This is a genomic window from Rossellomorea sp. GQ25, from assembly GCF_059758515.1.
Genome location: NZ_JCAXEQ010000009.1, coordinates 32,277 through 44,922, shown reverse-complemented (window position 1 = coordinate 44,922; position 12,646 = coordinate 32,277). Strand labels below are relative to the sequence as shown.

Sequence of the window (12,646 nt, the reverse complement as noted above, 5' to 3'; positions counted from 1 at the left end):
ACAACCATGAGTTACTAGGTAAATTGTTTGTAAATTTGGGCAATATTCTAGAAATTTTGTCGGATTAGGAGTACAATGTAATTGTCTGACATCTTATGAGTAAACTTTATATGTAGAAAAGGGGTTGTCTAAAGCGCATAGTACATACGGTAGCACGTGAGGTGCACAAACGACACATGTAGTCTTTGCCTTTGGAAAAATGATGAGGGAGTGGTTCTTTGAAACCTTCAACCAATCGTATGCTAACTAGAATCAAAGCTGTATACATGTACATTAAACAGAAAGGTACTGTAACAACTCAAGATCTTGTAGACGAATTTGGCATTACTCCTCGGACCATACAAAGAGATCTCAACGTGTTAGCGTATAATGACTTGGTGCAAAGCCCAAGTCGGGGTCAATGGACAACTACAGAGAAGAAAGTAAAGATGACATCTTAATAGAAAAGCGGAGGCGGCTCGTTCAGAGGCGACAAGCATAAGATGAACCTACCAGAAAGGCGTTTTTTGCCTTTTTGGTAGGTTTAGCTTATGACCTCGAGCCTCTAGCCGCCGGAGCTGGACAATTCGAAATGCGGAAGGGCTTTGCCCTGAGGCGACAAGCATAAGACGAACCTGCCGGAAAGGCGGGTTTTTGCCTTTTTGGCGGGTTTGGCTTATGACCTCGAGCCTCTAAGCCCTGTAGCTGGACACATAGAAAAGCTGACTTAAAATTTCTAAAGAGACCCAGCCCCTTAGCAAAGGGGCTGGGTCTCTTTAGTTACTCAGGTTTATATTCTTTCAACAGTGTGACTTCCTCATCCGTCAGCTCACGATACTCTCCAAGCTCCAGGTCTTTATCCAGTTCAAGCGGGCCCATCGTTAAACGCTTCAGATACATGACGCGCTTCCCTACGCTTTCAAACATTCTTTTCACCTGATGAAATTTACCTTCTGTAATCGTCAATTCAATATCAGAGGTCAATCCTGATTTTAGAATCGTCAATTCCCCCGGTTTTGTTTCGTAGCCATCATCCAACGTTACCCCTTTTTTGAAAGCTTCCACGTCCCCTTCTGTCACTTCCCCGTCAATCACAGCAAAATAGGTTTTCGGAACATGGCGCTTCGGAGAAAGGAGCTGGTGGGATAATTGACCGTCATTCGTAATGAGAAGGAATCCCTCTGTATCCTTATCAAGCCTTCCAACCGGAAATGGATTGAATATTTGATCTTCCAGCTGAAGTAAATCAATCACGGTTTCATCCTGTCCATCTTCAGTGGCGGAGATGACTCCAGGCGGCTTATTCATGAGAAGGTAGATGAATTCACGATACTCGACCTGCTCTCCGTACAACATCACTGTATCCTTTTCCGTATTGATATGTACTTTCCCATCCTTAATGACCTCTCCATTGACTTGAAGACCGCCATCCTTTAATAGCTTCTTTACTTCTTTCCGGCTGCCGTAACCCATATTGGCAAGCATTTTATCTATTCTCAAATTAATCACGCTCCGTTTATGTTGAGTTCTTTTTCTTTTATGTTGAATTTATTCGTGATTTGACCAGTCCATAGGCACATACCCATTCATGTTTCTATTCTTAACATAGGCTACTAAAGGTAAGCAACTTTGATAAAAATAAATGAGGTGAAGCGTATGTATCCATATCGACAACAAGGTTCAGGTGGATTATTAATCCCTATTCCATTCCCTGGAGGCGGCGGACAGGGATATCCAGGTTTCCCTGGTCAAGGGTATGGCGGCGGCATCAATGACCGATTAGACCGACTCGAGAGACAATATGAGCGACTAGACCGTAAGGTCGACCGTTTGGAACGAAAAGTAGAGCGACTTGAAAGACAGCTTGGGTATTATAATAATTAGCGTTTCCAATTCAAATTTATTGGTGAACGGTGAATACACCCATTAAATAAGAACGGGGCTCAGTTTCCATACGGACTGCGCCATTCAATAAAAAAAGGGATGATCGGCATGTATCATCCCTTTTTCTTTTACCCTATGCGAAGTTTACTGCGAATTCTCGTGATTTTATCCCCGAATAATCGATCTGCCAATTTACTTCTTAAGCTTAAGTAGAAGTAAACGAGTGCTCCCACCCCACCACAGATCGTAACGAGAAGAATCGATTGGAACCCGGACTCAGGATTGAGGAATTGAACCAGTATACCATATAACACCAATACCACTACTGCCATGATGGCATTCAGTGCTCCAATGAACATGGTTCTTCTCATAATCAGTCTGAATTGATATCTCGCGTATTTCTTGATGATATATAAATTGATTAGAATCGCTACTGCATACCCAATTACAGTGGCGATGACTGCACCTTGAGTTTCAAACAAGCGAATCAATGGTATGTTCAGGACAAGCTTGAGAAGCAGACCGACTAGCAAGCTGAAGATGGTAAATTTCTGCTCGTCAATCCCTTGAAGAATCGCTGCCGTAACAGCAAATAATGCAAAGAGAATCGCAACAGGTGCATATGATCTTAAAATAGACGTTCCTAATTCATCGCTGTGATAGAACATTGTATACGTTGGCTCAGCTAAAAGCGCAATTCCTAAAGCTGCCGGTACTGTTAAAAACAATAGAATTTGAAACGTTTGGTCGATGTTTCTACGCATTGTTTTCCGGTCGCCGCTTGTATAAGAAGTCGTAATCAACGGAATCAGCGTCATAGAAAAGGCGGTTGCCAATGACACTGGAATAATCACAAGCTTATGAGTATAGAAGTTCAATACGGCAAAGGCATGGTCGGAAACTTTCGCATTTCCAATTGCAGACATCGCAGTGTTAAAGGTAATCTGATCAACCAGTTGAAATAATGGATTGGCGAGCCCAACAAAAATAAACGGAATCGAATAGGCGATGATCTCTTTATACATTGATCGTAATGAAACCTCTTCCTGACCGCGATCTTCCTCTAATAGCTCATCTAAATGAGGCTTTCGTTTAAACCAATACCAAATCAATGCCCCGAGACTTGCCAGCCCCCCGACAAATGCAGCAAATGTAGCTACAGAAATGGCGGTTGTCACAGATCCATCTAAGATGTTCAATACAACATAAATCCCGCCCAGTAAGAAAACAATCCGGACAATTTGTTCAATCACCTGGGAAACCGCAGTCGGCCCCATGGATTGATGGCCCTGGAAAAATCCCCTGATCAAGCTCATAAACGGTATGATGATCAGTGCAAAACTTACTGCTCGAATGACGGTTGTCACCTGTGCAACCGAAATGACCTGTTCATCACTTTTGATCGTCATTTCAGCAAAAATTGGTGCAAATGCATACATAATGAGGAAAGAAACAATCCCCGTCAACGTCATCAACACTAAGCCTGACTTAAATAGCCTTCGTCCTACAGCATATTCTCCTATGGCATTATATTTTGAAACGAATTTCGAAACGGCCAGCGGCACACCTGCAGTCGCTACAGTCAGAAAGATTGTATATGGTACATACCCATATTGATAAAGGGAAGCCCCCTCTTCATGACCTTTTAACAAATCATCAAACGGTATAACATAAAAAAGACCTAAAAACTTCGAAATAAAGGTCCCTAACGTTAAAATAAACGTCCCTCTTATTAATTTAGATGACATAGTATCCCTCTCTATATATCTTGTTGCTCATTAAACAAACAAAATAAAATCCAACTTGAAAATAACACACTATCAGTAGTTTACTACTGTACGAATCGAATGACAATTTTTTTCGAATGTTGTATTTAAAACCCATCCCATTTAAAATAAGGAGAAACTTCTTTTGAGAAACGAAAGAGCAAAACTAAAAGTTGGTGGAAAAATGGTAAAGAAATACGATGTGATTGTCATAGGTGGAGGACCATCTGGATTGATGGCCAGTATCGCAGCCGGTGAAAACGGTGCGAACGTCCTTCTTGTGGATAAAGGAACGAAGCTTGGAAGAAAGCTTGCGATTTCCGGAGGCGGTCGCTGCAACGTGACCAATCGACTTCCCATAGAAGAAATCATTAAGCATATTCCAGGAAATGGACGTTTTTTATATAGTGCCTTTTCCGAGTTCAATAATGAAGATATCATCGCTTTTTTTGAGAAGCTGGGAATTAAATTAAAAGAGGAAGATCACGGCAGAATGTTCCCCGTATCGAACCGGGCGATGGACGTTGTGGAAGCTTTATTGAAGCGCATGAAGGAATTAAAGGTGGATACCCGAACGAGCACAAGCGTGGAGGAAGTTCTGTACGAAAATGGCAAGACGGTCGGTATCCTCTTGAAAGACGGGGATACGATTGCCGCAAATGCTGTCGTCATAGCGGTTGGAGGCAAGTCCGTCCCTCATACCGGTTCAACTGGGGATGGATATCCATGGGCACGAAAAGCCGGGCATACGATTACCGACTTGTTCCCGACCGAGGTTCCCCTTACATCGGACGAGCCTTTTGTTAAAAAGAAAGAGCTTCAAGGACTTTCATTGCGCAGCGTTGATTTGAGCGTATTAAATCCTAAGGGAAAGAAAATCATCACGCATAAAATGGATATGATTTTTACTCATTTAGGAATTTCCGGACCGGCTGTTCTTCGATGCAGTCAATATGTGGTAAAGGCCATGAAGAAATGGAACCTGACCCATGTTGCCATGCAGATCGACTCCATGCCTGATCAAAAGGAAGAACAGCTTTTCCAGACTCTTCATAAGCAAGTGAAGGAAGATGGAAAGAAAGCCGCGAAAAATATATTCAAAGGATTGGTCCCAGAGAGGTACCTGTTATTTTTGCTCGACCGTGCAGAAATTGATCACGATGAAAAAGGAGACCATATCTCCTCAGAGAAGATCCGACAGTTTACCAAGTTGTTAAAACAATTCACCTTCAATGTAAACGGAACATTATCCATTGATAAGGCGTTTGTAACGGGCGGCGGAGTCTCCATTAAAGAAATCGAACCGAAAACGATGGCTTCAAAGAAGATGGACGGCCTCTTCTTCTGCGGGGAAGTTCTTGACATCCACGGATATACAGGTGGGTACAATATTACTTCTGCCCTTGTTACTGGAAGACTGGCAGGATTAAATGCGGCAAAGGTATAATTCAAAAAGAAAGGTTGATCCCATCTGCATCTGCAGTACGATCAACCTTTTTATTTTCTGTAAACAACCATGGCCGAGAAACAATAAATTTGATCTTCTACTTCCTCCGACATTGCTGCTACATGATATTTAATATCCACGATTTTTTTATCATCCAGTTTACTGAGAAAATGATTCATATCCTTCTCTAAATCTTTCTCATGTTCATAATCGAAGACTTTCACTTGAATCATAGAGCTCCCTCCCCATTTTTGATTGATATTAGTATCGTCAGAATATTTAGTTTTCAAACAATTGATTTGGAGTTTTTATTTAGGATGGAGTTTGTGATTGGAGGGGGATAATATTGCAGTAAGACATCTTCACCCTGCCAGTTACACTCAAATACTTCAAAAAAGGAAAAAAGCACACCCTATTTTAAAAAAGGATGTGCTTCTTCCCCCCAAAAAAACATTATTTCTTCTCTGCTGTCTCCCCAGCCCAGTTCATCATGCCGCCTTCCATGTTCACCACTTTATAGCCTTGTTCCTGCAGGTAGTGAGCGACATTTCCGCTGCGGTTTCCTGAACGGCAGATAAAGATGTACTCTTTGTCTTTATCCAATTGATCCAGTGACTCAGGAATCTCACCCATTTTGATATGCTTCGCTCCAGGAATCATACCCTCTGCCACTTCTTCATCTTCACGAACATCCACCAAAAGCAGATCTTCACCGTTTTTCAACTTTTGCTCCAACTCATCGGTTGTAATCGTTTTAATTGTTTCCATAGTCAACTTCCTTTCAACATTCATTCACCACAATTATACCAAAGCCCGTCTCCCAAACAAAAATATCAGATCGAAAAAGAGGGACGGACCTTGGTGAAATACAGAATCCCCAATTGATAGCATTTCCTAACAATCAGATTCAGTTCAAGGTCCGTCCCTCACAATATTAGTTGGCTACGATGTTCACTAGTTTGCCAGGTACGGCAATGACTTTGCGAATGGTTTTGCCTTCGATTTGGCTTTTGATTTCATCGTTTTCCATGGCGGTTTTTTCTAGGTCCCCTTTGTTCATGTCGCGAGGAATCATGATCTTCGCTTTCACTTTTCCGTTTACTTGAAGAACGATTTCCACTTCGTTGTCGACAAGCTTCGATTCATCGAATGTCGGCCATGCTTCGTAGGAAAGCGTTCCTTCATGACCCAGTTTGCTCCAAAGCTCTTCTGTCATATGCGGAGCGATCGGTGCCAACATCTTAATGAAACCTTCCACATAATTCTTAGGAAGTGTGTCAGCTTTATATGCTTCATTGATGAATACCATCAGCTGAGAAATTCCTGTGTTAAAACGAAGCCCCTCGTAGTCTTCTGTCACTTTCTTAACGGTCTGGTTATATATTTTGTCCAGGTCACTGTTCGGTGCACCTGTCACCTTCGAGGAAAGTGTACCATCCTCCTCGACAAGCAGACGCCATACACGGTCAAGGAAGCGGCGGGCTCCATCTAAGCCGTTTGTGCTCCAGGCAATGGAAGCTTCCAGTGGACCCATGAACATTTCATATAAACGAAGGGTATCTGCTCCGTGAGATTCTACCACCTCATCCGGATTGACAACATTCCCTTTTGATTTACTCATTTTTTCATTGTTTTCCCCAAGAATCATTCCTTGGTTGAATAGTTTTTGGAACGGCTCTTTCGTTGGAACTACGCCGATATCATAAAGGAACTTATGCCAGAAACGGGCATACAGCAAATGAAGGACCGCATGCTCGGCTCCTCCGATATACGTATCAACCGGTAGCCAATTATCCATTTTCTTCGCATCAGCAAGGGCTTCTTCGTTATGCGGATCGATATAACGAAGGTAGTACCAGCAGCTGCCTGCCCATTGCGGCATTGTGTTTGTTTCACGGCGGCCTTTTTTACCTGTTTCAGGGTCTTCAACGGTCACCCAGTCACTGATATTCGCAAGCGGGGATTCACCTGTACCAGACGGTTTGATCTCAGTCGTCTTCGGAAGTACAAGAGGAAGCTCACTTTCAGGAACTGCAGATGTTGTCCCATCCTCCCAGTGGATGACTGGAATCGGTTCACCCCAATAACGCTGACGGCTGAATAACCAGTCACGCAGACGATACGTTACTTTCTTCGTTCCGATATTCTTCTCTTCTAACCAGGAAATGGCTTTTGTGATTGCCTCTTCCTTACCCATTCCATCAAGGAAACCAGAGTTCACATGATCACCGTCACCTGTATAGGCTTCTTTCTCAACGTTGCCTCCAGCGACGACTTCCACGATTGGAAGATCGAATTCTTTGGCAAACTCATAATCTCTTTCGTCATGAGCCGGAACCGCCATGATTGCACCAGATCCGTAGCTCATTAGAACGTAATCGGCAATCCAGATCGGCATTTTGCTTCCGTTAGCCGGATTGATGGCATAGGCTCCTGTGAATACACCCGTTTTTTCTTTTGCCAGATCTGTCCGTTCTAGATCACTTTTCGACTTGATCTTGTCGATATATTCATTCACTTTCTCATGTTGTTCTTCAGTGGTGATTTTCTCGACGAACGGATGCTCAGGAGCAAGAACCGCGTACGTTGCACCAAAGATTGTATCCGGACGTGTTGTGAAAACATCGAAAGATTCGTCATGACCATCAATAGTAAAATTGATTTCTGCTCCTTCAGAGCGTCCGATCCAGTTACGCTGCATATCTTTAATGCTTTCCGGCCAGTCAACGTCTTCTAAGTCTTCAAGCAGGCGATCGGCATAAGCCGTAATTTTCAGCATCCATTGCTTCATCGGACGACGCTCCACTGGATGCCCTCCGCGTTCGCTTTTCCCATCGATGACTTCTTCATTTGCAAGGACTGTCCCCAGTGCCGGGCACCAATTCACGGCAACCTCATCCACATAAGCCAATCCTTTTTTATAAAGCTGGATGAAGATCCATTGTGTCCATTTGTAGTAGCCTGGATCTGTTGTATTGACTTCGCGGTCCCAATCATAAGAAAACCCCAAAGATTTAATTTGACGGCGGAAGGTATTAATATTCTTCTCTGTGAATTCTGCCGGGTCATTTCCTGTATCCAGGGCATATTGCTCAGCCGGTAAACCGAATGCATCCCATCCCATCGGATGAAGGACATTGTACCCTTGCATACGCTTCATGCGGGAAAGGATGTCCGTTGCTGTAAACCCTTCCGGATGTCCTACGTGAAGGCCTGCGCCTGATGGATACGGGAACATATCCAGTGCGTAGAAATTGGATTTCCCTTCGTCTTCCGTCGCCTTGAACGTTTTGTTTTCTTCCCAATACTGCTGCCATTTTGTCTCAACACTTTTATGATCAAAACTCATATTGAGATCCTCCTTTAATTGTCATTCGAAAGGCAGGTGCCTTTCTTCTTTTCAAAAAAAAAATAAAAAAACTCTCATCCCAAATAAATATTTGGGACGAGAGTTTGTAATAACATTCTCCCGCGGTACCACCCACATTAGTGTACGCGCACTCAGCTTCATTCATCCTTAACGCGGAAAACGGCAAGTCTTACTGATGTTCACACTTGCAACTCAGCAGGCGAGTTCATGATGCTTCTGGTTGACTTTCACCACCCGTCAACTCTCTACGACAGAAAACCGTCATTACTACTCCTGATCAACGTTTCGATATAGTAAAACATTATATGTATTCACTATTCTAGTGAAAAATATACAGAAGCGCAAGCCTATTGTTGGTTTGCGGGGGAGTTTTTTGTGAATTGAAAGAAACAGCCTACTTAAAGGCCGTTTCTTCTCCTTCTTGTTATTGAACCGTATACCCGCCATCCAATACGACAGCCTGCCCCGTAATCCCTTTCGCTGCGTCGCTGCATAGGAACATGGTATAGTCTGCAATTTCTTTTACATCCAGTAATCTTCTCTGCGGCACGAGAGGATAAATGACTTCTTCTATCACTCTTTCAAACGGTATATTGCGTGTTTTGGCAAGGTCCCCTAGCTGATTGCGAACCAGCGGAGTGTCCACGTACCCCGGACAAACCGCATTCACGGTAATTCCATGCTGTGCCGCTTCCAATGCCGCTACCTTCGTGAGGCCGATGACTCCGTGTTTGGCAGAATTATAGGCTGCTTTGCCAGAAAAACCGACTAATCCATTAATGGACGCCATGTTGATGATCCGTCCCGATCCCTGCTCCTTCATGTGAGGCAGGGCATGCTTGATCGCGACAAATGGAGCGGTCAACATGACTTTTATGAGAAGTTCAAATTTCTCAGTTGGAAACTCTTCAATATGAGATACATGTTGAAGTCCTGCATTATTGATTAATACATCTAGCTTCCCGTAGTGATCCACCGTTTTAGCGATTGCCTCTTTTAATTCGGATTCCGATGTCACGTCACAGCGCAATCCAAGAACTTCATATCCTTCTGCCTTAAGGGCCTTTGATGCTTTTTGAACGACATCTTCCTGTAAATCTGTCAGGACGACTTTTGCTCCGCTTGCTGCGAATTCTCTTCCGATTTCATACCCGATCCCTTGCGCTGCCCCTGTTATGAATACAACTTTGTTTTCAACCATGATGATACTCCTTTCTTAGATCCCTACGCCAAATGAGAATAAAAGAATCGCTAAAGCTAAACCGATAAGTGGGACAATGACGGTTACTGCACCTACCGCGCCATAAGCTTCTCCATGTGATTCATTACAGATCGAGCGAATTGTCGTAACCACATATCCATTGTGCGGCAATGAATCCAATGCACCTGAAGAAATCGCCACTACCCGGTGAAGGGCTTCAGGATTCACACCCATATCAACATAGTGAGGAGCGAGGATCGGCAATGCGATCGCTTGACCACCGGAAGCTGAACCGGTCATCCCTGCTATCACACTGACAGCGATGGCCCCACCGATCAATGGAGATCCAGGAATATTCGTCATGACATCAACGGCTGTACTGAAGGCTGGAACGGATTTGGCTACTCCTCCGAATCCAACAACAGCCGCTGTGTTACCGATGGCGATCAATGCTCCAACCGTACCCTCGGAAACAGCACCCCAGAAGCCTTTGAAATATTTGCGATTTAACACATAAGCCGAAATCACACCACCTAATAAGGCAATGATAAGAGCTGATTGTTTTAAAGAATCATGGAAAGAGAATGCCAGAATAAGGACGACTAATAATGGAACCAATCCCATGAACGGGTTAGGTAAAGGTCTTCCTTCATCAATGACCGGATCTTCTTCACGTGAATGGAACTTCTCTCCTTTATTGACTGCTTTGGTAATCATACGTTTTAACCACCAGTAGCCAAACACCGCCATAAACACGGCAACGATCAAGCTGACTTCCCAGCCTGCATAAGGTGTCGTACCCAGATATTCAATCGGAATCCAGTTTTGGATTTCTGGTGAACCTGCCGATGTCATCGTGAACGTGACCGACCCGAATGCTAATGCCGCAGGAATGAAACGGCGTGGCAGATCCGCTTGTTTAAATAAACTAACAGCCATAGGATAAACAGAAAATGCGACAACGAAGAGACTGACTCCGCCATATGTTAAAACGGCACAGGCCGCTACAATGGCGAGTACTGCGTATTTCATTCCCATTTTCTCTACTACAAAACGGGAGACACTATCCGCTGCACCGCTATCTTCCATCACTTTTCCGAAAACGGCCCCCAATAAGAACATTAAATACCAGGCAGCGATGAAGCTTGTAAAACCTGACATATAGTTTGAAACGAGATTCGCTTCCCCTTCACCCGCTAACTGCGGAAAGAGCGGCATCCCACTCAACACTGCGACGAATAAAGCCGAAATGGGACCAACAATTAATATGTTCATGCCCCTCATCGTTAAAAAGATTAATAAAATGAGTCCTCCAATAAGACCGATCATGCTTAACATGATATTTCCCCCTTTGTTCTCTAAAGATGATCAAGCGAAATGAAATCGTTTACATTTTTATCTAATCTTCTTCTCTCCTTTCCATAAAATACATTCAAACATAATACATGCAATAATTGTGCCAACTTTCAGAATACTAATCATTCACTCATTTCCTTATAAGAATTCCAGGATTCTGGACAAATTCAACATTTTGGTCACGAAATGTACATATTTACAATAAAAATAAAACAGTCCGGAAATATGGAATGTTTTCCATATTTCCGGACTGTCAATCTAATCATAGAAGCTGATATTTATTTAACTTCTCATACATGCTTGATTTACTTATCCCCAGTGTCTCTGCGACCTTTCGTTTATCTTGCTGATGAGTTTGCAGGCTTTGTATCAACACGGATTTCTCCGTTTCTTCGAGTATTTCTTTTAATGTTTTAGAGCCGACATCATATAAGTTTCCAACCTTCATATAAGAAGGCAGTGATTGAAGAGAGATCCAGCTTTCATTAGACAAATAGGTGGAAGCGTTAATGACATTTTCTAATTCACGCAGATTCCCGGGCCAGCTATAGGAACGAAAAATCTGCATCACTTCGTTTTCAAACCCTTGGATCCTTTTCCCCGATGATTTTGTGGATTTTTCTAAGAAAAAGGCAGCCAAATTCTCGATATCTTCCTTCCGCTCACGGAGAGGGGGAATTTGAAAGGGGACTACATTAATACGATAGTACAGATCGCTTCGAAATCGCTTTTCTTCCATCATTTTTTCAAGGGGGCGGTTCGTGGCGGCGATGATACGGACATCCACATGTTGAATCCTTGTTGAACCGACTGCCTCGACCTCCCCTTCCTGTAAAGCCCTTAGAAGCTTCACCTGCATGTTGAGAGGCATGTCCCCAATTTCATCAAGGAAAAGTGTTCCTTTATGAGCCAGCTGAAACTTCCCTTTTTTACCACCCTTTTTTGCTCCTGTAAAAGCACCTTCTTCGTAACCGAATAGTTCTGATTCCAGAAGCTGTTCTGGAATCGCCGCGCAGTTCACTTTAATGAAAGGTTGTCCGCTTCTTTCGCTCAACTGGTGAATACTATGGGCGAACAGCTCTTTCCCCGTGCCACTCTCACCTCTGATCAGAATCGAAATATCACTGGGGGCAATCATTTGAACTTTATCCTTCAATTCATTCATTCCGGGTGATTCACCGATAATATCATTTAACGTGTATTTCACGCCTGTATTGATATCTTGAATGTAACTTTGAATTTTAGACATCATATTCTTTACGTGAGAACTCATTTGCATCCATTCACTCGTGTCCCGGAAGATCACCGATCCAAATGCTCCAATCACCTTACCATCAACCCAAATCGGAATTCGATTAGCGATCATATAGTTTCCTTTTATGTATTGAAGGTCTGCCACTTCCTCTTTGCCACTGCCCGCAACAATATGCATACGTGTGTTTTCGATGACGTTTGTCACATGTGAACCAATCGCTTTATCACGTTCAACCTCAAGAAAGCGACAGTAATTGTCATTTATATAAATAATCGTGCCTTCGTTATCAACGACGACCAACCATTCAAAAGCGTTTTCAAGAATGATTTCAATCATTTCGACGGATACCTTTTTTAATAAGCTGCTCATTTCCGTTGCCTCCTCTGTT

General features: G+C 43.1%; 11 protein-coding genes and 1 other annotated feature. Of the genes, 3 read left to right on the top strand and 8 right to left on the bottom strand.

The window, feature by feature from the left end:
* Positions 1 to 218: 218 nt before the first annotated feature.
* On the top strand, positions 219 to 440 hold the full coding sequence (locus AC6CIB_RS20980) for a DeoR family transcriptional regulator (RefSeq protein WP_044340309.1): 222 nt from the start codon (positions 219 to 221) through the stop codon (positions 438 to 440).
* A 319-nt stretch (positions 441 to 759) separates the two neighbouring features.
* Here the strand turns inward: AC6CIB_RS20980 and AC6CIB_RS20975 are convergent, their stop codons facing one another.
* Entirely contained in the window at positions 760 to 1,485 is a 726-nt protein-coding gene (locus tag AC6CIB_RS20975) for a pseudouridine synthase (RefSeq protein WP_498284080.1), read from the bottom strand.
* 150 nt (positions 1,486 to 1,635) lie between these two features.
* On the opposite strand from AC6CIB_RS20975, the gene AC6CIB_RS20970 reads away from it, so the two are divergent.
* Positions 1,636 to 1,863, top strand: a complete 228-nt coding sequence (locus AC6CIB_RS20970; protein WP_498284001.1) for a hypothetical protein — start codon at positions 1,636 to 1,638, stop codon at positions 1,861 to 1,863.
* Positions 1,864 to 1,991: 128 nt separating this feature from the next.
* Here the strand turns inward: AC6CIB_RS20970 and AC6CIB_RS20965 are convergent, their stop codons facing one another.
* On the bottom strand, positions 1,992 to 3,611 hold the full coding sequence (locus AC6CIB_RS20965; protein ID WP_498283999.1) for a putative polysaccharide biosynthesis protein: 1,620 nt from the start codon (positions 3,609 to 3,611) through the stop codon (positions 1,992 to 1,994).
* Between the two features lie 202 nt (positions 3,612 to 3,813).
* Between AC6CIB_RS20965 and AC6CIB_RS20960 the strand changes: the two genes are divergently transcribed.
* Complete coding sequence (locus tag AC6CIB_RS20960) at positions 3,814 to 5,076, top strand: BaiN/RdsA family NAD(P)/FAD-dependent oxidoreductase (protein ID WP_498284078.1); 1,263 nt, start codon at positions 3,814 to 3,816, stop codon at positions 5,074 to 5,076.
* A 50-nt stretch (positions 5,077 to 5,126) separates the two neighbouring features.
* On the opposite strand, the gene AC6CIB_RS20955 is transcribed toward AC6CIB_RS20960, so the two are convergent.
* From AC6CIB_RS20955 to AC6CIB_RS20930, 6 genes are all read right to left on the bottom strand, one after another.
* Positions 5,127 to 5,309, bottom strand: a complete 183-nt coding sequence (locus tag AC6CIB_RS20955) for a sporulation protein Cse60 (protein ID WP_498283997.1) — start codon at positions 5,307 to 5,309, stop codon at positions 5,127 to 5,129.
* A gap of 220 nt (positions 5,310 to 5,529) precedes the next feature.
* Positions 5,530 to 5,844: a rhodanese-like domain-containing protein gene (locus tag AC6CIB_RS20950; RefSeq protein ID WP_498283995.1), complete on the bottom strand. Its 315-nt coding sequence runs from the start codon at positions 5,842 to 5,844 to the stop codon at positions 5,530 to 5,532.
* A gap of 166 nt (positions 5,845 to 6,010) precedes the next feature.
* Positions 6,011 to 8,425 (bottom strand): leucine--tRNA ligase, encoded by a 2,415-nt coding sequence (leuS, locus tag AC6CIB_RS20945; RefSeq protein ID WP_498283993.1) that lies wholly within the window; start codon positions 8,423 to 8,425, stop codon positions 6,011 to 6,013.
* A gap of 89 nt (positions 8,426 to 8,514) precedes the next feature.
* Positions 8,515 to 8,736: a binding site (T-box leader), on the bottom strand.
* A gap of 134 nt (positions 8,737 to 8,870) precedes the next feature.
* Positions 8,871 to 9,647: a 3-hydroxybutyrate dehydrogenase gene (locus AC6CIB_RS20940; protein WP_498283991.1), complete on the bottom strand. Its 777-nt coding sequence runs from the start codon at positions 9,645 to 9,647 to the stop codon at positions 8,871 to 8,873.
* 15 nt (positions 9,648 to 9,662) lie between these two features.
* A complete protein-coding gene (locus AC6CIB_RS20935) occupies positions 9,663 to 10,985 on the bottom strand; it encodes a GntP family permease (protein WP_498283989.1) in 1,323 nt (440 codons plus the stop codon).
* A 280-nt stretch (positions 10,986 to 11,265) separates the two neighbouring features.
* The gene (locus AC6CIB_RS20930) at positions 11,266 to 12,627 is read right to left on the bottom strand and encodes a sigma-54 interaction domain-containing protein (RefSeq protein ID WP_498283987.1); all 1,362 of its coding nucleotides are present in this window, start codon (positions 12,625 to 12,627) and stop codon (positions 11,266 to 11,268) included.
* Positions 12,628 to 12,646: the final 19 nt, after the last annotated feature.